The sequence below is a fragment of the Sulfitobacter sp. R18_1 genome (assembly GCF_017743915.1).
Lineage (GTDB): Bacteria > Pseudomonadota > Alphaproteobacteria > Rhodobacterales > Rhodobacteraceae > Sulfitobacter > Sulfitobacter faviae.
The window spans coordinates 190,230-212,936 of record NZ_JAGHRG010000005.1; the positions used below are offsets into that span (position 1 = coordinate 190,230).

The following is a 22,707-nucleotide window of genomic DNA, read 5'->3' on the forward strand; positions in this document are numbered from 1 at the left end:
CAAAGCCCGATGACCGGGCGTGCAACATGTCAAAGAGCATATATGAAAACCATCACCACGACCGCCGACCTCGCGCAATTCTGTGAAGAGGCTGCGCGCCATGATTACGTGACCGTCGACACGGAATTCCTGCGTGAGCGGACCTATTATTCCAAACTCTGCCTTGTTCAGCTTGCCATGCCCGGCACCGATGACAGCAACGCCGTGTTGGTCGACCCCTTGGCCGATGGCATCTCGCTTGAGCCGCTATACGATCTGTTCCGCGACACCTCGGTGGTCAAGGTCTTCCACGCCGCGCGGCAGGATCTTGAGATCTTCTATGTCGATGCCAAGGTCTTTCCCAAGCCGCTGTTCGACACGCAGGTCGCTGCGATGGTCTGCGGCTTTGGGGAACAGGTGGGTTATGAGACTTTGGTGCGCAAGATCGCGCATCAGTCGCTCGACAAAACCTCGCGTTTTACCGATTGGTCGCGCCGCCCGCTGACCGAGGCGCAGAAGACCTATGCGCTGGCCGACGTGACCCATCTGCGCCAAATCTACGAATTTCTGGCCCGCAAGCTTGAACAGACCGGACGGGCGCGGTGGGTGGCCGAAGAGCTTGAGACGCTGCTCAGCCCCGACACCTATGTCACCCAACCGCAGGACGCTTGGAAACGGGTCAAGACCCGGACCAATTCGCCAAAGTTTCTGGCGATAGTCCGCGAGTTGGCGGCCTTCCGCGAGGATTACGCCCGCAACCGCAACATCCCGCGCAACCGGGTGTTCAAGGATGACGCGCTGGTCGAATTGGCGAGCCTCAAGCCCTCGAATGGCGAAGAGTTGAACCGCGCCCGGCTGCTGCTGCGCGAGGCCCGCAAGGGCGAAATCGCCGAAGGCATTCTGAAAGCCGTGGCCGCAGGTGTGGCCTGCAAGCCTGCCGACATGCCCCAGCCCGACCGCAAGCGCGACAAGTTGCAGGTGAACCCGGCGCTGGCCGATCTGCTGCGCGTGCTGCTCAAGGCCAAAACCGAAAGCGCAGGCGTCGCGGCCAAGCTCATCGCCTCGGCCAGCGATCTCGACATGCTCTCGGCGGGGGAGCGTGACGTGCAGGCGCTGCGCGGCTGGCGGCATGAGGTCTTTGGCGCCGATGCGCTGCTGCTCTGCGAGGGCAAGATCGCCTTGGCCGCTGACGGAAATGACGTGAAGGCCGTCAAAGTCTGAAACGAAAAGAGCCGCCCGATCAGGGGCGGCTCTTTCTCAATAGAGGGCAGGCGGCGTCTTAGCGGCGAGAGACCAGCGCGTTTAGCTGCCCTTTGACGCGAATCTCACGCACCCCGGCCAGCATCTGATCGGTCAGGCGACGCCCGGCAATCACTTCGCGGGTGGGGCGGCTGCCTTGCGGGGTGGCCTTATCGGGCCGGACCCCTTCCAAACGATAGGTCAAAACACCGTCGACGGGCGTCTCATCCGGCGTCGCGGGGGTCAGGCGCACTTTGTAGATGCCTTGGCGTGCCGCCAGCCCGGTGGCGCGCAGAATCGCACCGCCCGGCACCGGCTCAATGGTCAGATCGGTGATCTGCTCAAAGGGGCGCCCCTCATAGGTGTCGACCTCAACCGCGCGCCGCGCGAACAGCCCGCTGCGCTGCGGGATCAGGGGGTTCGTGCTCTCCGCCGGGGCGGTCTCAACCGAACGGGCGGGCCCGAACCAATTCAGCGGATTGATGCGGCTGTCACGGACCGTGCCGCAGGCGGATACCAAAAGGGTCGAAGCCAAAAGAGCGAGGATTGTCTTGCGCATGGGAACCGCCGTTAAGTTTACTTGCCTTGTGCTACCCCATCCCGCCAGCCTTGGGAAGGGGGTGGACCTTTGCCCATGGGCATCCTACCTGTCAGGCAATGGAATTCACCCGAAGAGAGTGCACAGATGGCCACGCCCGCCTTTGAAGAACTGGTCGAGGATTTCGAGTTTCTGGACGATTGGGAAGACCGCTATCGCCATGTGATCGACCTTGGCAAAGCGATGGAGCCGCTGCCCGAGCCGCTGCGCGTCCCTGCGACCAAGGTCGACGGCTGCGCCTCTCAGGTTTGGCTTCATGCACAGTTTGACGGCGGCAAGCTGCATTTTGACGGGGCAAGCGACGCGATGATCGTCTCGGGGCTGATCGCGGTTTTGCGCAACCTTTACAACGGCTTGACGCCTGCCGAAGTGGGCGGCGTCGACGCCAAGGCGGAACTGGCGCGGCTGGGGTTAAACGACCACCTCTCGGCGCAGCGCTCGAACGGGTTGCGCGCGATGATCGAGCGGGTGCGCGAGACGGCAGCGCAGGAAGCGTAACGCTCAGAGGGCGCGCAACGCGCTCTCCAAATCCCCGTAGCCCGTGAAGCGCCGCTCGAAGGCAAGGCCGAGCCGCGCGGCGCAGTCTTGGGCCTTTTCGGTCAGCGCCGGGTCGTCAGTCTGCGCTTGATAGACCAATTTCTCGTAATTGCCGAAATACATGTCGCGCAGTTCCGGGTGCCGGTCGAGGCCCATAGGCTTGATGATGAAAGCCTCAAACTGCCGCACCAGAAAATCGGTGAGGTAGAAGGTGGTAATCTCATCCTCTGAGGTTTTGGCGAAACTCTCGTTGCCCTGAAAAAAACTGTAGCAATGCGGCCCGGCGACCATTTGCACGCCGAGTTCGGCGCAGGCACGTTCCAGCCCGCCGCCCGTGCCGCAATCGGCGTAGACGACAAAGAAATCGTCGTAATCCGCACGGTGCTTGGCGACCGTATCACGCACCGCCTGCGTGATCTTTTCCGGGTAGAGGTGATATTTCGCGGGCAGGCAGGTCAGATCCAGATGGGTCCAACCATTGGCGGCTTTCAGGTCCAAAATCTCACGCGCCAGCGCCCCGCAGGCGATCAGCAAGATACGGCCCGCGCGGGTGGGCGCGAGCCCGTCTTGGGTCAGGGTCCGGTCATCTGGCAGCGGGGTGTCATTCATGCCGATACCATCGCATGTCACCGCGCCCCAAGCCAAGCGGGCAGGGGCGAGGCGGTCAGGCGTTGGCCGAATTATGTCGACGGCCCATCCAGTCTTTCGCCGTCTCCACCGCCACGGCGGCATCCCGGCAATAGGCATCGGCACCGATGGCCTTGCCGAATTCCTCGTTCAGCGGCGCACCCCCGACCAGCACGATATAGTCATCGCGCTTGCCCTGTTCGACCAGCGTGTCGATCACCACTTTCATATAGGGCATGGTCGTGGTCAGCAGAGCCGACATGCCAAGGATATCGGCCTTTTCCGCTTCGAGCGCTTCGAGATAGGCTTCGACCGCGTTGTTGATGCCCAGATCGACAACCTCGAAACCCGCGCCTTCCATCATCATGCCGACGAGGTTCTTGCCGATGTCGTGAATGTCGCCTTTGACGGTGCCGATCACCATCTTACCGACACGCGGCGCGCCGGTTTCCGCAAGCAGCGGCTTGAGGATGGCCATGCCGCCCTTCATCGCATTGGCAGCCAGCAGCACTTCGGGCACGAAGAGGATCCCGTCGCGGAAATCGGCGCCGACGATGGTCATCCCGCCGACAAGCGCTTTGGTCAGGATCTCATAGGGTTCCCACCCGCGGTCGAGCAGGATTTGCACCCCTTCTTCGATCTCTTCCTTGAGACCGTCATAGAGGTCATCGAACATCTGCTGGACCAGTTCTTCGTCGTCCAACTCGGCCAGGATGATATCGTCTTCTTCCGACATGGTGTTTCCTTCTGCTGGGCGTGCAGGTGCATGACACTTGAGCCCTTGTCTCACGGAATGTTAGCGCCGGGGTCGCGGTTTGCGACATCGGCCGCGCCTTGCGCGACGCCTTGGGGGCAAACTACTGCTTTTTGCGGTGTAAGGACAAGGGTTTGCACGAGGTTACTTGCCGATGTTCGCGCAATGTTCTAACCTTCTTTCATGGATAGGGAAGACCAGCGATTCCGCGTGCTTGGCCGCGCGGCAGGCAGCAATGATGCGGGCCGGTTTGAGCGTCATACCCGCGTCGCCGAAGACGACGGTTGGGCGCGTGACGAGGTGCTTCCGGTACTGCGCACCCAGACCAGTATCGAGGTGCCGCGCCGGGTGATCACCTATATCCGCTCGCCGGATTTACCTTTTGATCGGTCGATCAACCCCTATCGCGGCTGCGAACATGGCTGTGTTTACTGTTTCGCGCGGCCCAGCCATGCCTACCTCGGCCTATCGCCGGGCTTGGATTTCGAAACCCAGTTGATCGCCCGCCCCGAAGCGCCGGACGTTCTGGCGCGGGAGCTGCGGTCGAAGCGCTATCAAGTCGCGCCCATCGCCATCGGCACAAACACCGATCCCTATCAACCGATCGAAAAGACCCATGGCATCATGCGAGAATGTCTTGAGGTATTATCCGCGTTCAATCACCCGGTGGCGATCGTCACAAAGGGCAGCCTGATCGAACGCGACATCGACATCTTGGGCGACATGGCAGGGCGCGGATTGGCGGCGGTCGGCATTTCGGTGACCACGCTGGACGCAAAGCTGAGCCGGTTGATGGAGCCACGTGCGCCCGCGCCGCAGCGGCGGTTGCAGGTAATCCGAAAACTGTCGGAAGCAGGAATTCCGGTACGGATCATGGCATCGCCGATGATCCCGGCGCTGACCGACCCGGAGTTGGAGGCGATCCTGACCGCGGGGCGCGATGCCGGCGCGGGGCATGCAAGCTGGATCATGCTGCGCCTGCCGCGAGAGGTGTCGCCGCTGGTGCAAGAGTGGCTCGCCACCCATTACCCCGATCGGGCCGAGCGGATCATGGCGCGCTTGCGCGATATGCATGGGGGCAAGGAATATGACGCGGGCTGGCACAAGCGGATGCGGGGCGAGGGGCCATATGCGCAGATGGTGGCGCGACGCTTTGATCTGGCGGTGAAGCGTCTGGGGTTGGCCCGTTCTGGCGTGCCGCTGCGCTGCGATCTGTTTCGACCGCCCTCCGAAAGGGGCGATCAATTGAGCTTGTTCTGAGCCTCAGCCCCGGCGGCGCCCGCGGCGCGGCGCGCGCGTCGGGCCTTGGCCATCGGTGCCATCGCTTTCGGAAGAGAAATCACCGATCTCTTCGCGGATCTGCTCCAGCGTCGGGGCCGGGCCTTTTTCGGTGCTATCGAGCGCCTCGCGCATGGCGACCAGATGCTCGGGCAGGGTGCCGCAGCAGCCGCCGATGATGCTCGCCCCTGCGTTGCGGGCCATCACCGCGTAGCGCGCCATCAACTCGGGCGTGCCGTCATAGTGGATGTGGCCTTCGACGTATTTCGGAATGCCTGCGTTGCCTTTCGAGATGATCGGCAGCGTGCCGTTCTTCGCGGCAAAGCCAAGCACGGTGCGCAGCAAGTCAGAGGCGCCGGTGCCGCAGTTGGCCCCATAGGCCAGCGGCATGTTGTCGAGCCCATGCACCAAGTCGACCATCCCTTCAGAAGTCAGCCCCATCATCGTGCGGCCCGCGGTGTCAAAGCTCATCGTGCCACACCACGGCAGACCGGCAAGCTGAAAGCCCTCAGCAGCGGCGCGGTATTCTTCGGGGGCGCTGATCGTCTCCAGCCAGCCGATGTCGGCACCACCTGCCTTGAGCCCATCGGCGGTCTCGTGGAACATCTCAACGGCGAGGGAGTGGGACAGGGTGCCCACAGGCTCCATGATCTCACCCGTGGGGCCGACGGAACCTGCAACGATCACCTTACGCTCGGCGGTATCGGCCACCTCGCGCGCCAGTTCGGCGGAGACGCGGCTCAACTCGTGCACGCGGTTCTGCGCGTCGTGCAGTTTGAGGCGGGCGGCATTGGCGCCGAAGGAATTGGTCAGGAACAGATCGCTGCCCGAATCCACCGCAAAACGGTAAAGTTTGGTGATCTTTGCGGGCTCGTCGGTGTTCCACAATTCGGGCGCGTCGCCCGACATCAGCCCCATGTTGAACAGATTGGTGCCCGTGGCCCCATCGGCGAGCAATGTGCCCTTTTCAGCGAGAAGATCGGTGAATGCGTTGCTCATGGGGGCTCCTGTTGGGTCTGGGAATTTCGCCTGATGTCACGCTGGCCACTTGGGGGCAATCTCATAATATTCATCTTCATTATGAGGGCAGGCGGGAAGGCTGCGCCCCGGCGCCGAGACCGGGGCGCAGGGTATCAGCTGGTTTCGCTCAGCAGTTGCGCCTTGGCCTCGGCCATCAGGCTTTGCATCTTCCCGCGGATCGTCGCCTCATCCGCGCGGTCGCCCAGATCGCCCGAGACTTTGCGATAAACGTCTTCGTCGCCCGCCTCTTCGAAATCGGATTTCACGACCTCTTTGGCATAGTCCTCGGCATCGCTGCCGGATTTGCCCAAAAGTTCAGCAGCCCAGAGGCCCAGAAGCTTGTTGCGCCGCGCCTCGGCGCGGAATTGCATGTCCGCATCGTGGGCGAACTTGCTTTCAAAGGCATTTGCACGGTCGTCAAAGTTGCTCATGGCCGGTCTCCGATTGCTGCGGTTACCCTTTCGATATGCGAACGCAGGCCCGTTCTCGCAAGTGGTGGGGCAAAGGTGGCGGGCCATGCTTGCAGCAGCGGGGTGCTTGCACTAAGAGAAGCGCAAGCGGCGGGGATGTTCCCGGCCCCCTGTTGGAAAGGATGCCCATGGCCCGGCGCAACAAGATCTACGAAGGCAAGGCAAAGATCCTCTATGAAGGTCCCGAGCCCGGTACGATCGTTCAATATTTCAAAGACGATGCCACGGCCTTTAATGCCGAGAAGAAAGCCACGATCGAAGGCAAGGGCGTGTTGAACAACCGCCTGTCCGAGTTCTTTATGACTGGCCTGAACAGCATCGGCGTGCCGACGCATTTCATCAAACGCCTGAACATGCGCGAACAGCTCGTGCGGCAGGTTGAGATCATTCCGCTGGAAGTGATCGTGCGCAACTATGCCGCCGGTTCCATGTCCAAGCGCCTAGGCATCGAAGAGGGCACGCAATTGCCGCGTCCGATTGTCGAATATTGCTACAAGGACGACTCGCTCGGCGATCCGCTGGTGACAGAAGAGCATATCGCTGCATTCGGTTGGGCCAGCCAGCAAGACATGGACGATATCCTGAGCCTTGCGTTGCGGGTCAATGACTTCATGTCGGGCGTGATGATGGCCGTGGGCATCAAGCTGGTGGACTTCAAGATCGAGATTGGCCGCGTTTACGATGGTGATTTCCAGCGTCTGATCGTTGCCGATGAGATCAGCCCCGACAGCTGCCGCCTGTGGGACATCGAAACGGGTCAGAAGCTCGATAAAGACGTGTTCCGCCGCGATCTGGGTTCGCTCACCGATGCCTATACCGAAGTGGCCAAACGCCTTGGCGTCATGCCCAAGAACAATGCGCCGGTGACCAAGCCGACGCTGATCAACTAACGCGGCTTCGCCGTTTAATTTGCAGATGTTACAAAGGGGTGTCGCGCCATGAAAGCACGGGTGCATGTGATGCTGAAGAACGGGGTGCTCGACCCTCAGGGCGAAGCGGTTCGCCACGCGCTCGGAGCCTTGGGCTTTGACGGGGTGAACGGTGTGCGTCAGGGCAAGGTGATCGAACTTGACCTCGCCGAAGGCACCTCCGAGGCCGATGTGAACGCCATGTGCGAAAAGCTCTTGGCCAATACGGTGATCGAATCCTATTCGGTGGAGCTGGCCTGATGCACGCAGCGGTAGTTGTCTTTCCCGGGTCCAATTGCGACCGCGACCTTGCCGTGGCTTTCAAAGCCGCGGGCGCCAAGGTTTCCATGGTCTGGCACAAGGACAGCGAACTGCCGCAAGGCGTTGATATGGTAGGCATTCCCGGCGGGTTCTCCTATGGGGATTACCTGCGCTGCGGGGCCATCGCCGCGAATTCGCCGATCTGCCGCACAGTGGCGGCCCATGCGGAACGGGGCGGCTATGTGCTGGGCATCTGCAACGGTTTTCAGGTGCTGACCGAAACCGGTCTTCTGCCCGGCGCACTGCTGCGCAATGCGGGATTGAAATACATCTGCAAAACCGTTGGTCTGAAGGTCGAGACTACAGCGAGCGATTACACCTCTGGCTACACAGCCGGTCAGGTCATCGACATTCCGATCGCCCACCACGACGGCAACTATTTCGCGGATGACGAGACGATTGCGAAACTGCGTGGCGAAGATCGCGTGGCCTTTAGCTATGCCGAGAATCCGAATGGCGCGCGCGATGACATCGCGGGCATCCTGTCGGAGAACCGCCGCGTGCTGGGCATGATGCCGCACCCTGAGCGGGCGGCGGAAGCGGCGCATGGCAATACGGATGGGGCGGCGCTCTTCCGCGCATTGACCGGTGCTTTGCAAACCGCCTGACTTGAGTGCGGCGCGCGGAGCGCGTAGGTTGCCGCGATGAGTGATACATCCGGTTCCGAAGGCAATAGCATGGCCGTATCCTGGCGGGTGCGGTTCGCCATCGCGTCGCTGATGATCCTCGCCGTGGTGACGATTTCGATCACCAACAAACTGCTGACCGACCGTTTTACCGAGAGCACCCGCAACCGCGCCGAACTGCGCATCGCGCTTTATAGCGGCAACCTGCTGGCGGAACTGCGCCAGAATGCCATCGTCCCGCAGCTTTTGGCCCGCGACCCCACCTTGATCGGGGCGCTGCAAACGGCGGATTATTCCCTGTCGACGCAACGGCTTATCTCCTTCGTCGAAGAGATCGGCGCGGCCTCTTTGATGCTTTATGACATCGACGGACGCACGGTGGCGGCGACCGACCGCAACCGTTTAGGCTCTGCACACAAATCCGAGCCATATTTCGTCGACGCCATCCGCTCCAACGCAACGATCTTTTCGACGATTGAGCGTGAGCAGGGCGGCTATCGTTTCCTCTATTCGCGGCGGATGCAGTCGGGCGGCACGACGCTGGGGGTGATCGCGGTCGAGGTCGACTTGCAGAAGTTCGAGCGCGCATGGGCCGGGATTTCCGATGCGGTGATTGTCATGGACAGCACCGGCCAGATCATCCTCGCCACTGAGCCGCGCTGGCGCGGGCTGACCGAACCCGAAGCCCTAGCCAACCACACGCCGCAAAGCGCCATTGAGCGCGCCATCCAAGCCACCACCGATTGGACCGCGCTGCCGCCCGATGCCTATTTGCAGGGCGAAGCGGTGATGCGTCTGGAAAACCGGATTCCGTTCCGCGGCTGGCGGATGAGCAGTTACACCACCTATGCCTCCGTGCGTGAAAAGGTGAACGGCGTGCTGGCGCTTGAGGTCATGGGTTTTGCGATCCTGCTGGCCTTGGCGTTCTACTTCCTCAGCCGTCGCACGGCGGGGCGGTTGGCGATCTTCCAACGGGAATCGGCAAAACTGCGGGCGCTGAACCTTGCCCTGCAACGTGAGATTGCCGAACGAAAGCGCGTGCAACAGACCCTCGCCGTGGCCGAGCAGACCCTTGAACAGTCATCGAAACTCGCCGCCTTGGGCGAGATGTCTGCCGCCGTCAGCCATGAGTTGAACCAACCGCTTGCCGCGATGAAGACCTATTTGGCGGGCGCGCGGTTGTTGCTCAACCGCAACCGGCAGGATGAGGCGCTGTCGTCCTTTGGCCGCATCGACGATCTGATCGAACGGATGGGTGCAATCACCCGACAGCTGAAATCCTATGCCCGCAAGGGGCAGGAAGCCTTCTCTCCGGTCGACATGGGCGCGGCCTTGGCCTCATCCCTGTCGATGATGGAGCCGCAATTGCGCCAACGACAGGTCCAGATCAGCCGGATTCTGCCCGATAATCCCGTCATGGTGATGGGAGACCGTATGCGGATCGAGCAAGTTATGGTAAACCTGTTAAGAAACGCATTGGACGCAACAAAATCGGAACGAAACCCTCAGGTGGACATTATACTATCAGCGGGGGAGACGGCGACATTGACCGTGCGCGACAATGGCCCGGGGATCGAAGACTTGGACGCGCTGTTCGAACCTTTCTACACGACCAAACAGCCCGGCGATGGCGTGGGGCTGGGTCTTGCCATTTCATCGGGGATCGTCAACGACCTCGGCGGGAGGCTGACGGCGCGCAACGGACAGAACGGTGGCGCTGTATTTGAAATGCAGCTGCCCATATTGGCAGATGAAACGAAGATAGAAGCGGCGGAGTGAACGCATGGCTCAGGCAATGAAAATCGCGATTGTAGATGACGAACAGGACATGCGGCAGTCGATCAGCCAGTGGCTGGCCCTTTCGGGCTATGACACGGAAACTTTCGGCAGCGCCGAGGACGCGCTCAAGACATTGGGGCCCGATTATCCGGGCATCGTCATTTCCGACATCAAGATGCCGGGCATGGACGGGATGCAATTTCTGAAAAAACTCATGGGCAGCGACTCGGCCCTTCCGGTCATCATGATCACCGGCCATGGCGATGTGCCGATGGCGGTTGAGGCGATGCGGGTGGGCGCGTTTGATTTCCTCGAGAAGCCCTTCAACCCCGACCGGATGAGCGAGTTGGCGAAGAAAGCCACCAACGCGCGGCGGCTGGTGATGGACAACCGCGCCCTGCGGCGTGAACTGTCAGACGGCGGCCAGTTGATGAAAAAGCTGATCGGGCAATCCCCGGTGATGGAGCGCCTGCGCGAGGATATTCTCGATCTGGGGCAGGCCGATGGGCATGTGCTGATCGACGGGGAGACCGGGACGGGCAAGACTTTGGTCGCCCATGCGCTGCACGCCGTAGGCTCGCGTGCGGGCAAGAAATTCGTGCTCGTTTCCTGCGGTGCCTTGGAGGAAGAAGCGCTGGCCAAACGGCTTTTCGGCCCGATGCAGCCCGAAGACGCGCAACTGCCCGCCATCGAAGAAGCCCGTGGCGGCACTTTGGTTTTGGAGGATATTGAAGCGCTGTCCGAGCAACTCCAAGCCCGGCTGCTGAGCGCGATCAACGAGCAGGGCACCCCGGCGGAGACGCGGATCGTCGCCATCTCGAACCTGCAAGAGGCAGGGCGCACCTCGGAAGACGCGCTGCGCTCGGACCTGTTTTACCGTCTGGCGGCGCTGCGCATCACCGTGCCCCCATTGCGCCAGCGGGGCGAGGATATTCTGACGCTCTTCACCCGGTTGAGCGATCAATTCGCGGATGAATACGGTTGCGAGGCGCCTCAGGTCAGCGCGCAAGAGGCGGCACAGCTGTTGCAGGCGCCTTGGCCCGGCAACGTGCGGCAACTCATCAACGTCGCCGAACGCGCCGTGCTGCAATCGCGCCGCGGCTCGGGCACCATTGCCTCGCTGTTGATGAGTGACCATGACGAAATGCAGCCAGTGATGACCACCGAGGGCAAGCCGCTGAAGGAATATGTCGAAGCCTTTGAGCGTATGTTGATCGACAACACGATGCGCCGCCACAAGGGCTCGATCGCCAGCGTCATGGACGAGCTTTGCCTGCCGCGCCGGACCTTGAACGAGAAGATGGCGAAATACGGGTTGCAGCGGTCAGATTACCTCTGACCGCGCCCCACAAGCAGCGCGGCTTAACCGTTCCGCTGCTCTGCGATCTCGACCGCTTTGCCATTCGGATCGGTGATGCAAGACCAGCTCGCCGCGCCGGGCACATCTACGATATGGCGGTAAAGCTCAACGACCGGACGGGTGGTATTGATCGCAACCCCCGCCGCTCCGGTTTGCTGGGCCACCGCAGAGATACAGCTTTTCTGCCCGCGCAATTCCGCCAGCGCTGCGGGGTCGTCGGCCACGGCGATCTCATCACAGGCGGCGAGGCCCAGAAGGGTCAGGCAAAGCGCGGGGCGCAGAAATTTAGGCATGAAAGCGGTCCTTTGAAACTCTGGGCCGCATCGGCGGCAAGGCAATTCTATGGTGTCGACCGGCGACAGCCGCTGCGACAGTCTGAATGTTTCCAAGCCCATGCGCCTTGTCAACCGACCGGGGATAAAGCGCATTTGACTGTTGCTCATTCGATTGACCATTGTGTTTCACCCCTTAAAGCCCTTAACTAGCCGGATAAGTCCTGTAACGCCCGACTGGCGTATGGTGACTTTTGACAGTTTCGCTGCCGTGCCAGCCCGACACCGGGGGGCCAGCAGACCGATTGGGCCGGAAACGGCCGAAGAACCGCTGATATTCGCGAGGGTTAGCCCGACCGAAGCACAGCTAATTAATGGATGGGAGAGGCCGCAGAGCCCTCGCATCGGAGAAGAACCGCGATGACGCGCGCAGATGCTCAGAGCAGACAGTCGGGGGCCATTCGTGGCCCTGCTGTTGCCGCGTCCTCCATCGCCCTGACAAGTCACACCTCCCAGCCCGAAGCCCCGCCAGGGGCCTTTTGTGCGCGGGTGCTGTGCATAATGGATCTATGTCTAAGAAAATGCTTATCGATGCCACCCACGCCGAGGAAACTCGGGTCGTGGTCGTGGACGGAAACAAGGTCGAAGAATTCGATTTTGAATCGGAAAACAAACGCCAGCTTGCTGGCAATATCTATCTAGCCAAGGTTACACGGGTCGAACCGTCGCTTCAGGCGGCCTTTGTCGACTATGGCGGCAACCGTCACGGTTTCCTCGCTTTCTCGGAAATTCACCCCGATTATTACCAGATTCCCGTGGCCGACCGTCAGGCGCTGCTGGAAGAAGAGCGCGCCTATGCCGAAGCGCAGGCCGCCAAGGATGACGAGGAAGAAAAACCCAAGCGGACCCGCTCGCGGTCGCGCAGCCGGTCGAAGAGCCAAGCGGCCGAGACCAACAGCGATGATGCCGTAGCCACCGCCGAGGTCGCCGAGGACAACAGCGATCAGATCGCGGGCATGGAAACCGTCGATCTCGACAGCGAAGAGGGCAGCTCGCCCATGGAGCGGGTCGCGGAAACGCCGGTCGAAGAGCCCGAGAATGATGCGGCGGAGGGCGATGTCGCCAAGGCCGAGGACGCGGCTCCCGCCACGGCGGATGACGCGGCAAAGGTCGAGGATGTCGACACCAAGGATGACGCGCAGGCCGACGGTGAAGACGCCGATGGCGAGGACAAAGGCAGCGATGCCACGGCGAAGGACGATTCCATCGAATCCGTCGCCGATGAAGACGACAGCGAAGACATCCGCCCCGTGCGCAAACCGCGCCCGCGCCGCTACAAGATTCAAGAAGTCATCAAGGTCCGCCAGATCCTGTTGGTGCAGGTCGTCAAGGAAGAGCGCGGCAACAAGGGTGCGGCGCTGACCACCTATCTCAGCCTCGCGGGCCGCTACTGCGTGCTGATGCCCAACACCGCCCGCGGTGGCGGCATCAGCCGCAAGATCACCAATGCCGCCGACCGCAAGAAGCTGAAAGAGATCGCGACCGAGATCGAGGTGCCGAAAGGTGCCGGCCTCATCGTGCGCACCGCCGGGGCGAAACGCACAAAGGCCGAGATCAAGCGCGATTACGAATACCTCCAGCGCCTCTGGGAGCAGATCCGCGAGCTGACGTTGAAGTCCATCGCGCCTGCCAAGATCTACGAGGAAGGCGATCTGATCAAACGCTCGATCCGCGACCTCTACAACCGCGAGATCGACGAGATTCATGTTGAGGGCGAGCGCGGCTACCGCATCGCCAAGGACTTCATGAAGATGATCATGCCGTCCCACGCGAAGAACGTGAAGCTCTACAACGAGAGCCTGCCGCTGTTTGCCCGGTACCAAGTCGAGAGCTACCTTTCGGGCATGTTCAACCCCACGGTGCAACTGCCCTCGGGCGGCTATATCGTGATCGGCGTGACCGAAGCGCTGGTGGCGATCGACGTGAACTCGGGCCGGGCCACCAAAGAAGGCTCGATCGAACAGACCGCGCTCAAGACCAACCTTGAAGCCGCCGATGAGGTCGCCCGCCAGCTGCGTCTGCGTGACCTTGCCGGGCTCATCGTGATTGACTTCATCGATATGGACGAGCGCAAGAACAACGCCGCCGTCGAAAAGCGCATGAAGGATCGGCTCAAGACCGACCGCGCGCGCATTCAAGTGGGCCGCATCTCGGGCTTTGGCCTGATGGAAATGTCGCGCCAGCGCCTGCGCCCCGGCATGATCGAGGCGACGACCCAGCCTTGCCACGCCTGCCACGGCACCGGCCTCGTGCGCTCGGACGATAACCTCGCCCTGTCGATTATCCGCCAGATCGAGGAAGAAGGCACCCGCCGCCGCTCCCGCGAGGTATTGGTACGCGCCCCCGTGGGCATCGCCAACTTCCTGATGAACCAAAAGCGCGAGCATATCGCCCATATCGAAATGCGCTATGGCATGTCCGTGCGGATCGAAGGCGATCCGTCGCTGGTGAGCCCCGACTTCCACATCGAGAAGTTCAAGACGGCCACCCGCACCGTGCCGCCCGTCTCGGATCACGTCGTCTCGGTCGATACTTCCCTCATGGATCAAATCGACGAGGATGAGAGCGCCGCCGAGGCCGAAGAGGCCCCCGCCGCACAGGACGCCAGCCCCTCCGACAACGGTAACGGCAATGGCAATGGCAATGGTGAAGAGGGCGAGGGCAAATCCAAGCGCCGCCGCCGTCGTCGCCGTAGCCGGGGTGGCCGTGGCCGCAATGGCAATGGCGATCAGCAGAACGGTGCAGAGGATCAAAACGGTGCTCAGCAGCAGGACGAAGCGAAATCGGACGAGGGTGAGAAAACCGCGCCGGTAGAGGCGGAAGCCCCGCAAGCCGAAGCGGAACCCGCGCCTGCTGCCGAGGAGAAACCCAAGCCCAAATCCCGCAGCCGCTCGCGCAAGCCTAAGGCCGAAATCGCTCCCGAAGCGGAACCCGCGCCCGAAGCCCTTGCCGCCGCAGAAGGCGAAGCGCCGAAGGTCAGCGCAGAGGCCGAAGGGGAGGAGACGCCCAAGCCCAAGGCCAAGCGCAGCCGTCGGACCAAGAAACCCGCAACCGAAGCGGCGGAAGAGACCGTGAGCGCAGACGCCGTGGCAAGTGAGGAAGAGGCCGCACCCGCGCCGAAGCCCAAGCGCCGCAGCCGCGCCAAGGCCAAGCCGGTCGAGCCGGTCGCCGAAGCCACGCCCGATGCGATGGCCGAAGCCTTGCCGAGCGAAGCGCCCATCGCGGCCCCGTCACCGGAGACGGCGACGCCCGTCGCGGAAGCGCCTCAGCCTGAGCCGCAGCCCGACCCCGCGCCGCAGCCGGTCGAGGCCGAGGCACCCGCTGCCGAAACCGCTCCTGAGCCAGTGGCCGAAAAGGTCGAAGAGCAGCCCGCCGAAAAGCCCAAGCCCAAACGGCGCGGCTGGTGGTCGCTGGGCAGCTAAAGCGCTCTAGATAAAGGAAACGGCGGGCTCTCAGGCCCGCCGTTTTCAGTTTGGCGATAGGGTAAGAAAGACGGCGCGACCGCGCCCGTTCAGCCGCCCTTGGTGATGATGTAAAGCTCTGCCGCGCCCTCGGTCCGGGTTTCGGTCAGCTGATGGCCCGCCTCGGCACAGAAATGCGGCACATCGATCACGGCGGCGGGGTCATCCGCCGTCATGTGAAGCTGATCGCCCGGCGCCAGCGCGGCCAAACGTTTCCGTGCTTTCAGCACGGGCAGGGGACAGAGAAGCCCCGTGGCATCCAGTTTTTCGATTTTCATAAGATCAGTTAAGCCAAGCCGGTCCCGAGGTCCACGATCTTGTGACAATATGACAGGTGACGCCGGGGCCATGTCGGTCTAGGAGTCGGTCATGTTTGAAATAAGCCTCCTCGACGCCGGGATCCTGCCGGCCATGACCATCGCCCTTGTCGCCGGGATTTTCAGTTTCCTGTCGCCCTGCGTGCTGCCCATCGTGCCGCCCTATCTGGCCTATATGGGGGGCGTGTCGATCAATGACATGTCGAGCCAATCCAGCGCGCGGCGGCGGGCGGTGGTGGCAGCGCTGTTCTTCGTGCTGGGGCTAAGCACCGTCTTCGTGCTCTTGGGCTTCACCGCCTCAGCTTTTGGGATGTTCTTTCTTCAGAATCAGGCGCTTTTCGCTAAGATTTCCGGCGTGGTGATCATCGTCTTTGGCCTGCATTTTATCGGCCTTTTCCGGATTCCCTTTCTGGACCAAGAGGCGCGGTTGGACGCGGGCGACAAGGGCGGTTCCAGCTTTGGCGCCTATGTTCTGGGGCTGGCCTTCGCCTTTGGCTGGACGCCCTGCATCGGCCCGCAGCTTGGCGCGATCCTGTCGCTCGCGGCGAGCGAGGCTTCCGTCTCTCGCGGTACGCTTTTGCTGGGCGTCTATGCAGCAGGGCTGGGCATTCCCTTTCTGCTGGCCGCGATGTTCATCACCCGCGCAATGACGCTGATGAACCATATCAAGCCGCATATGAAGCTGATTGAGCGGATCATGGGCGGGCTTCTTGTGCTCGTCGGGCTGGCCTTGCTGACCGGTGCTTTCACGGCTTTCTCCTTCTGGCTGCTCGAAACCTTCCCGATCCTCGCAACCGTGGGTTAAGCCTTATTCTCGCCCCGAATTACGGCTAGACTATGCCGAAGAAGAGGGTGGGCATGGTAAGCAAAGCGCAGGGAAAGACGGTGAAAACGCGCCGGGTGTTCTACATCCCCGGCTACGATCCGATTCACCCGCGCCGCTACCGCGAGCTGTACCGCAAGGAAAGCGCCGCGCAGGCGGCGATCTCGGGCTATGAGATCGGGCTGAAGCCGAAGGCAGGCCGCGGCAATTACGGCTGGCAGGTGAACGCTGAGATCGACGGGCAGCGGGTGACCGCGCAGGTGGAGGTGCTGGTCTGGTCCGACATCGTGCGCGAAAGCATGAGCAGTTCGATCCCCGCGACCTATTGGCAATTGCTGCGCACCGCTTGGGTCTACATCGGATCGGGCGCGCTTTGGCGGTTGATGCGGCTGCGCAAGGGGCCGGTGATCGCCGCACTCTACCCCGTTGGCATGTTGATCGCGCAGGCGCTGCTGGCGGTGGCACTTGGCCTGTTGGCCTATGCCGCACTTGGGGCGCTCAGCGATCATTGGGCCGCGCGGCTCGCCTTCGCGGCACTGGGCATGGGGTTGGGCGTTGCCCTGCTGCGCTGGTTCAAAAAGAAGGACGGCAAGTTTTTCGCCTATTACCTGATGCATGACTACGCCTATTCCGCCGCCACCAAGGGCGCGAATCCACCGCAGCTTGAGGCCCGGATGGCGACCTTTGCCGATGCCATCGCCGCTGCGCTGACTGATGATGTCGACGAGGTCTTGGTCGTCGGCCATTCCTCGGGCGCGCATCTGGGGGTATCGGTGCTGGCCGATCTGATCCGGTCGGACAGGGTGGCCGAAGGCGGGCCTGCTCTGGGTTTCCTCACGCTGGGGCAGGTGGTGCCAATGGTGTCTTTCCTGCCCCGGGCCGAGCGGTTGCGCAGCGATCTGCGCTATCTCTCGGCACGTGATGAATTGGCTTGGGTCGATGTCACCGCGCCGGGCGATGGCTGCGCCTTTGCGCTTTGCGATCCGGTGTCGGTGTCCGGCGTGGCCCCCGAAGGGAAACGCTGGCCGCTGGTCTTCTCCGCCGCCTTCACGCAAACGCTTAGCCCCGCGCGTTGGAAAGCGCTGCGCTGGCGCTTCTTCCGGCTGCATTTCCAGTATCTCTGCGCCTTTGACCACCCGCGCGACTATGATTATTTCCAGATTACCGCCGGGCCCCAGACACTTGCTGCGCGCTATGATGGGCGGCCCGCGTCGAAATCGCGAATCGACCAGGCAGTCAGCAAATACACCTCTGTCGCCGCATGAGCCATCCGCCCAAACCCTCTGCGCGGCCCGACCGCGTGTCGCTCTGGCGCTATGCCAAACTGTTCCGCGCCGACATCCTATCGGCCCAGCCCGCGCGGCTCTATCGGGCATGGATGGCAGAGTTTAAAACGCCCTTCTTCCGCAGCTACCTGATGAACCAGCCCGAGCTGGTCAAAACCGTGTTGAAAGACCGGCCCGAAGATTTTCCCAAATCCGACCGCATCGGCGAGGGGCTGGGGCCCCTCTTGGGCAACTCAGTCTTTCTGACCAATGGCGAGACATGGAAACGCCAGCGCCGCATCATCGACCCAGCCTTCGAGGGCGGGCGGCTGCGCGAGACCTTTCCAGCCATGTGGGACGCGGCAGAGGCGGCTGCGGCAAGGCTGGACCCCAAGGCGGGTGAGGTGGTCGAGATCGAGGCTGAGACAAGCCACGCCGCCGCCGATGTGATCTTTCGCACGCTGTTTTCGCTGCCGATCGAACATGAGGTCGCCCGCGCGGTTTTTGACGAGTTTCGCAACTACCAGCGCAGCCAGCCGATCCTGAACCTCGGGGCGCTTTTGCCGCTGCCGCGCTGGATGCCGCGGCTGTTTCGCCGCGACACGCGGGCCAGTTCGGCGCGGATCAGGGCGCTGATCACCGATCTGACTCGCGCGCGCATGGCGCAGATCGAGGCGGGCACCGCGCCCGACGATCTTGCCACCAAAATCATGACCCAAGCCGATCCCGAAACCGGAGCGCGCTTCGACACCCAAGAGATGGTCGATCAGGTCGCGATCTTCTTTCTTGCAGGGCATGAGACCAGCGCCTCGGCCCTTGCTTGGGCGCTGTATTTGATGGCCACACATCCCGCGTGGCAAGAGCGGCTGGCTGAAGAGGCGCAGGCGCTTGATAGCTGCGATTTCGCGGTGATGTCGAAACTCAAGCTCAGCCGCGATGTTTTTCGCGAAACGCTGCGCCTTTACCCGCCCGTGCCGATGATGGTCCGCGAGAACCGCTGCCCCGAACGCTTCCGTGATCGACAGGTGAAACAGGGCGCGCAACTGGTGCTCAGCCCGTGGCATTTGCACCGGCACGAACGGCTCTGGGACAACCCCGACGGCTTTGACCCAACCCGCTGGCAGACCGAGAATGGCAAACAGTGCCAGCGCGACGCTTTCATCCCATTCTCCGCCGGGCCGCGGGTCTGCACCGGGGCGGGCTTTGCCATGGTCGAGGGGCCGCTGATCCTGTCGCGCATCCTGCGCGACTTCCGCGTGACGGCTCAGTCGGGCCGCGTGCCAGTGCCTGTCGCACATTTGACCGTCCGTTCAGATAAGGGCATTTGGTTAGCGCTATCAAGACGCTAGCTGCTATCATCGGCTTTGCGTTTCAATTAGAAACGCAGCGAACGGAATCAAAATAGGACCTGGGTGACATGGGCTACGACAAGGCGCAACTTGAGCAAATGGACAGCGGCAAGGGCTTCATCGCGGCGCTTGATCAATCGGGTGGCTCCACCCCCAAGGCGCTGAGCCTCTATGGCGTGGAATCGTCGGATTACAACGGCGACGAAGAGATGTTCAAAGCCGTCCATGACATGCGGGCGCGGATCATTCTGGCCGATGATTTCACCTCTGAAAAAGTTATCGGCGCGATCCTTTTCGAGCGCACGATGGATGACACGATCAACGGCAAACCGGTCGCGCAACTGCTCTGGGAAGACCGCGGCGTGGTGCCTTTCCTGAAGATCGACAAGGGTCTGGAAGAGACCAATAACGGCGTGCAGATGATGAAGCCGATCATGGAGATCGACGATCTGCTGGCCCGCGCGGTAAAGCACGGCATCTTCGGCACCAAGGAACGCTCTGTCATTCATGAGGCCAATGAAAACGGCATCGCCGCCGTGGTGGCGCAGCAGTTCGAGCTGGCCAAACAGGTCTGCGCCGCCGGTCTCGTGCCGATCATCGAGCCCGAGGTGAACATCAACTCAGAGAGCAAGGCCGAGGCCGAAGAAATTCTGCACGGCGAGATCGCGAAACACCTGAAGGCGCTCCCCGAAGGTGAGATGGTGATGCTGAAGCTGACGATCCCCGAGAAGGCCGGCCTCTATGACGATCTGGCCGAACATGCCAATGTGCTGCGCGTCGTGGCGCTGTCGGGCGGCTATTCCACAGCGGAAGCCTGCGAACGGCTGGGCAAGAACCGGACCATGATCGCCAGCTTCTCCCGCGCTTTGACGGAAGGGCTGAACGTCAAGATGACGGACGCGGAGTTCAATGAGGCGCTCGGGCAGAACATCGAGAAAATCTACCAAGCGTCGATCTGTTAAACGGAATTTTTTGAAAATTCCGGGGCCGTTTTCTTTCAAAGAAAACGGCTACACGATCCGCCGGATGGGTTCACGATTGCAAAATATGATGACCTGTCCGGCGTTTTCCACCGCTTGATACCCGCGGCGCTTCAATTCCGCTTCGAATGCCCGGCGTCCGACGAATTTCTCGATATCCCGCGCTTTGCGCCGGATCACTTGACCGCTGATTGCGGCGCGGGAGGCAAAGAGGCTGTGGAGCCACGCCTGTGGCGAAAGGGGAGAGGCCAAAGTCATGGCCGGACACTAATCCGCTTTTGGTAAACGTTCCTTTAACGACCGCAGCACAAACAAGCGGATCGCCCCGGCCAGCCCGATGTCCAGCCCACGGGCGGCGTCAATCTCGGCCACCAACGCGTTGATCGGCACGCCCCGCGCGGCGGCGATGGCGCGGAACTCATCCCAAAACTCGTCTTCGAGGGAGATCGATGTCCGGTGACCCCTTAGGGTCACCGAATGTTTGCGGGGCCGTGCGCTCATGTCTCGCGCTTATGCGCGTCGAGCGTGGCCTTGGCTTGGGCGGCGCTTTTGCGCGCCGCCTCCTTCTCGGCCTTGCTACGGCCAAAGCGCAGCGCATTCTCATCCGCCTGAGCGCGGCGGGCCGCAAGATCGCGTGCCTTTCTCGCCTTGTTCAGGTTGATGGGCTGGCTCATTTCGGGCCGATCATGTTCTCGGGGCGCACCACACGCTCGAATGTCTCGGCATCGACGAAGCCCAAGGCAATCGCCTCTTCCTTCAACGTGGTGCCGTTCTTATGTGCGGTCTTGGCGACCTTGGTGGCGTTGTCATAACCGATCTCGGGGGCCAGCGCGGTCACCAGCATCAGCGACTCGCGCATGAGCTTCTCGATCCGGTCCGCGTCAGCCTTGAGGCCATCCACCAGATTGTCGGTAAAGGCCGAGGCCGCATCGCCCAAAAGCTGCATGGATTGCAGCACGTTATAGGCCATCATCGGCTTGTAGACGTTGAGCTCGAAATGGCCCTGCGAGCCGGCGAAACCCACGGCGGCATCATTGCCCATGACATGGGCACAGACCTGTGTCAGTGCCTCGCATTGCGTTGGGTTCACCTTGCCCGGCATGATCGAAGAGCCGGGCTCGTTCTCCGGCAGGATCAGTTCGCCCAGACCGCAGCGCGGGCCGGAGCCCAGAAGTCGGATGTCATTGGCAATTTTGAACAGCGAGGCCGACACGGTCTTCAGCGCGCCGGAAATCTCGACCATCGCGTCATGGGCGGCAAGTGCTTCGAATTTGTTGGGCGCGGTGACGAAGGGCAGGCCGGTGATCTCGGCCATGTTATGCGCCACGGTTTCCGCCCAGCCCTGTTTGGTGTTCAGCCCGGTGCCCACGGCGGTGCCGCCCTGTGCCAGCTCATAGATACGGCCAAGTGCGTCGCGCACGCGGGCGATGCCCATGGCGACCTGATGGGTATAGCCCGAGAATTCCTGAGACAGCGTCAGCGGTGTCGCGTCCTGCGTATGGGTGCGGCCGATTTTGATGATGCCGTCGAATTCCTCGACCTTTTTCTGCAACGCGCCGTGCAGCTTCTCCAGCCCCGGCAGCAGCACGTCACGGGCCGTCATCGCGGTAGCAATATGCATGGCGGTGGGGAAGGTGTCGTTCGAGGACTGGCCCATGTTGCAGTGATCGTTGGGGTGCACCGGGTCCTTGGAGCCGATGGTGCCGCCCATGAGTTCAATTGCGCGGTTGGCGATGACTTCATTGGCGTTCATGTTCGACTGGGTGCCGGAACCGGTCTGCCAGACCACCAGCGGGAAGTTATCGTCGAACTTGCCCTCGAACACTTCGCCAGCGGCCTGAATGATCGCGCGACCGCGTTCCTCGTCCAGCGAGCCCTGCGCCACATTCGCCTGCGCGCAGGCCTTCTTGATCACGCCGAGCGCGCGCACGATGGCGATGGGCTGCTTTTCCCAGCCAATCGGGAAGTTCATGATCGAACGCTGCGTCTGCGCGCCCCAGTATTTATCGGCGGGGACTTCGAGCGGACCAAAGCTGTCGGTTTCGGTGCGGGTATCGGCCATTCTGCGGCTCCTGCTGTGACTTATCGTTGTCCAGCGGTGTACCTGCGCCTTACGCGCTGCGCAATGCGGGGATGGCGCTAACGGCCATTCCGCCGCTACTTCCGAAAGGAATCGAGCGAGACGATCTCAGCATCTTTGACCGGCTCTTCCGCGACTTCCAACTCTGCCTCATCCGTCTGGTCGAGCGTGGCCTCGTCTTCCGCCACGTCTTCCTCTTCGGTTTCTTGCTGTTCGAACCGTAGGCCGAACTCAACCGAAGGGTCCACGAAGGTGCGGATCGCGTCGTAAGGAATATAAAGCGGCTCCGGCGCATCGCCGAAGTTCAGCGTGATGGCGAAACCGTCTTCACCCACATCAAGGCCGTCATACCAATGCTGCATCACCACGGTCATCTCATCGGGATAGCGGTCGGACAGCCAATCGGCCAATTCCGCATCCGGATGCGAGGTGTCGAAAGTGATGAAGAAATGGTGATTCCCCGGCAGTCCCTTGTCCGATACGTCTTGCAAGACCCTGCGGATCAGGCCCCGCATGGCTTCGTGCATCAGGTTGCCGTAATCAATGCTGCGGCTCATTCTTCTCTCCGGTCCGGGCGTTGGGCAGGGGTAAGCATACCCCATTC

At 61.9% G+C, this 22,707-nt stretch carries 24 protein-coding genes; 13 read left to right on the forward strand and 11 right to left on the reverse strand.

Going from position 1 to position 22,707, the window contains the following annotated elements:
• Positions 1-42: 42 nt before the first annotated feature.
• Entirely contained in the window at positions 43-1,200 is a 1,158-nt protein-coding gene (gene rnd / locus J7392_RS11985; RefSeq protein WP_209217751.1) for a ribonuclease D, read from the forward strand.
• 58 nt (positions 1,201-1,258) lie between these two features.
• On the opposite strand, the gene J7392_RS11990 is transcribed toward rnd, so the two are convergent.
• Positions 1,259-1,777, reverse strand: coding sequence for a hypothetical protein (locus J7392_RS11990; protein ID WP_209217752.1), 519 nt, complete (start codon positions 1,775-1,777; stop codon positions 1,259-1,261).
• A 126-nt stretch (positions 1,778-1,903) separates the two neighbouring features.
• Here J7392_RS11990 and J7392_RS11995 point away from each other — a divergent pair, with 126 nt between their 5' ends.
• On the forward strand, positions 1,904-2,314 hold the full coding sequence (locus J7392_RS11995) for a SufE family protein (protein ID WP_209217753.1): 411 nt from the start codon (positions 1,904-1,906) through the stop codon (positions 2,312-2,314).
• Positions 2,315-2,317: 3 nt separating this feature from the next.
• On the opposite strand, the gene J7392_RS12000 is transcribed toward J7392_RS11995, so the two are convergent.
• Together J7392_RS12000 and J7392_RS12005 are read right to left on the reverse strand one after the other, a co-directional pair.
• A complete protein-coding gene (locus tag J7392_RS12000; protein WP_209217754.1) occupies positions 2,318-2,962 on the reverse strand; it encodes a DUF1638 domain-containing protein in 645 nt (214 codons plus the stop codon).
• Positions 2,963-3,017: 55 nt separating this feature from the next.
• Entirely contained in the window at positions 3,018-3,716 is a 699-nt protein-coding gene (locus J7392_RS12005) for a B12-binding domain-containing protein (RefSeq protein ID WP_067266651.1), read from the reverse strand.
• 201 nt (positions 3,717-3,917) lie between these two features.
• Between J7392_RS12005 and J7392_RS12010 the strand changes: the two genes are divergently transcribed.
• On the forward strand, positions 3,918-4,994 hold the full coding sequence (locus J7392_RS12010; RefSeq protein WP_209217755.1) for a PA0069 family radical SAM protein: 1,077 nt from the start codon (positions 3,918-3,920) through the stop codon (positions 4,992-4,994).
• A gap of 3 nt (positions 4,995-4,997) precedes the next feature.
• Here J7392_RS12010 and bmt read toward each other — a convergent pair whose 3' ends face one another.
• A complete protein-coding gene (gene bmt, locus J7392_RS12015) occupies positions 4,998-6,011 on the reverse strand; it encodes a betaine--homocysteine S-methyltransferase (RefSeq protein ID WP_067266654.1) in 1,014 nt (337 codons plus the stop codon).
• A gap of 134 nt (positions 6,012-6,145) precedes the next feature.
• Entirely contained in the window at positions 6,146-6,463 is a 318-nt protein-coding gene (locus J7392_RS12020) for a DUF1476 domain-containing protein (RefSeq protein WP_209217756.1), read from the reverse strand.
• Between the two features lie 167 nt (positions 6,464-6,630).
• Here J7392_RS12020 and purC point away from each other — a divergent pair, with 167 nt between their 5' ends.
• Genes purC through J7392_RS12045 form a run of 5 tightly spaced genes read left to right on the forward strand, consistent with a single transcriptional unit; the run spans position 6,631 to position 11,475 of the window.
• Positions 6,631-7,392 carry a phosphoribosylaminoimidazolesuccinocarboxamide synthase gene (purC, locus tag J7392_RS12025; RefSeq protein ID WP_067266657.1) on the forward strand — a complete coding sequence of 254 codons (762 nt, stop codon included), beginning with the start codon at positions 6,631-6,633 and terminating at the stop codon, positions 7,390-7,392.
• Between the two features lie 48 nt (positions 7,393-7,440).
• The gene (gene purS, locus J7392_RS12030) at positions 7,441-7,671 is read left to right on the forward strand and encodes a phosphoribosylformylglycinamidine synthase subunit PurS (protein WP_067266658.1); all 231 of its coding nucleotides are present in this window, start codon (positions 7,441-7,443) and stop codon (positions 7,669-7,671) included.
• Positions 7,671-8,339, forward strand: coding sequence for a phosphoribosylformylglycinamidine synthase subunit PurQ (gene purQ, locus J7392_RS12035; protein WP_209217757.1), 669 nt, complete (start codon positions 7,671-7,673; stop codon positions 8,337-8,339). Before purS ends, purQ begins: the two co-directional genes overlap by 1 nt.
• A gap of 36 nt (positions 8,340-8,375) precedes the next feature.
• Complete coding sequence (locus J7392_RS12040; protein ID WP_247744560.1) at positions 8,376-10,136, forward strand: ATP-binding protein; 1,761 nt, start codon at positions 8,376-8,378, stop codon at positions 10,134-10,136.
• A gap of 4 nt (positions 10,137-10,140) precedes the next feature.
• A complete protein-coding gene (locus tag J7392_RS12045) occupies positions 10,141-11,475 on the forward strand; it encodes a sigma-54 dependent transcriptional regulator (RefSeq protein ID WP_067266663.1) in 1,335 nt (444 codons plus the stop codon).
• A 23-nt stretch (positions 11,476-11,498) separates the two neighbouring features.
• On the opposite strand, the gene J7392_RS12050 is transcribed toward J7392_RS12045, so the two are convergent.
• Complete coding sequence (locus J7392_RS12050; protein ID WP_067266665.1) at positions 11,499-11,789, reverse strand: hypothetical protein; 291 nt, start codon at positions 11,787-11,789, stop codon at positions 11,499-11,501.
• 548 nt (positions 11,790-12,337) lie between these two features.
• Here J7392_RS12050 and J7392_RS12055 point away from each other — a divergent pair.
• Positions 12,338-15,250 (forward strand): ribonuclease E/G, encoded by a 2,913-nt coding sequence (locus tag J7392_RS12055; RefSeq protein ID WP_209217758.1) that lies wholly within the window; start codon positions 12,338-12,340, stop codon positions 15,248-15,250.
• Between the two features lie 89 nt (positions 15,251-15,339).
• Here J7392_RS12055 and J7392_RS12060 read toward each other — a convergent pair whose 3' ends face one another.
• A complete protein-coding gene (locus J7392_RS12060; RefSeq protein WP_067266668.1) occupies positions 15,340-15,567 on the reverse strand; it encodes a sulfurtransferase TusA family protein in 228 nt (75 codons plus the stop codon).
• A gap of 91 nt (positions 15,568-15,658) precedes the next feature.
• Between J7392_RS12060 and J7392_RS12065 the strand changes: the two genes are divergently transcribed.
• The 4 genes from J7392_RS12065 to J7392_RS12080 all read left to right on the forward strand — a co-directional run bounded on the left by J7392_RS12065 (position 15,659) and on the right by J7392_RS12080 (position 20,005).
• Positions 15,659-16,411 (forward strand): cytochrome c biogenesis protein CcdA, encoded by a 753-nt coding sequence (locus J7392_RS12065; RefSeq protein ID WP_209217759.1) that lies wholly within the window; start codon positions 15,659-15,661, stop codon positions 16,409-16,411.
• A gap of 53 nt (positions 16,412-16,464) precedes the next feature.
• A complete protein-coding gene (locus J7392_RS12070; RefSeq protein ID WP_209217760.1) occupies positions 16,465-17,694 on the forward strand; it encodes a hypothetical protein in 1,230 nt (409 codons plus the stop codon).
• Positions 17,691-19,043 (forward strand): cytochrome P450, encoded by a 1,353-nt coding sequence (locus tag J7392_RS12075; protein WP_209217761.1) that lies wholly within the window; start codon positions 17,691-17,693, stop codon positions 19,041-19,043. Before J7392_RS12070 ends, J7392_RS12075 begins: the two co-directional genes overlap by 4 nt.
• Before the next feature lie 68 nt (positions 19,044-19,111).
• Entirely contained in the window at positions 19,112-20,005 is an 894-nt protein-coding gene (locus J7392_RS12080; protein ID WP_209217762.1) for a fructose bisphosphate aldolase, read from the forward strand.
• Between the two features lie 285 nt (positions 20,006-20,290).
• Here the strand turns inward: J7392_RS12080 and J7392_RS12085 are convergent, their stop codons facing one another.
• From J7392_RS12085 to J7392_RS12100, 4 genes are all read right to left on the reverse strand, one after another.
• Positions 20,291-20,524 carry a ribbon-helix-helix domain-containing protein gene (locus tag J7392_RS12085; RefSeq protein ID WP_209217763.1) on the reverse strand — a complete coding sequence of 78 codons (234 nt, stop codon included), beginning with the start codon at positions 20,522-20,524 and terminating at the stop codon, positions 20,291-20,293.
• The gene (locus J7392_RS12090) at positions 20,521-20,697 is read right to left on the reverse strand and encodes a DUF4169 family protein (RefSeq protein WP_067266677.1); all 177 of its coding nucleotides are present in this window, start codon (positions 20,695-20,697) and stop codon (positions 20,521-20,523) included. The genes J7392_RS12085 and J7392_RS12090 overlap by 4 nt, the downstream gene beginning before the upstream one ends.
• On the reverse strand, positions 20,694-22,085 hold the full coding sequence (gene fumC / locus J7392_RS12095; protein WP_209217764.1) for a class II fumarate hydratase: 1,392 nt from the start codon (positions 22,083-22,085) through the stop codon (positions 20,694-20,696). Before fumC ends, J7392_RS12090 begins: the two co-directional genes overlap by 4 nt.
• Positions 22,086-22,180: 95 nt before the next feature.
• Positions 22,181-22,660, reverse strand: a complete 480-nt coding sequence (locus tag J7392_RS12100) for a ClpXP protease specificity-enhancing factor SspB (RefSeq protein ID WP_067266680.1) — start codon at positions 22,658-22,660, stop codon at positions 22,181-22,183.
• Positions 22,661-22,707 lie beyond the last annotated feature (47 nt).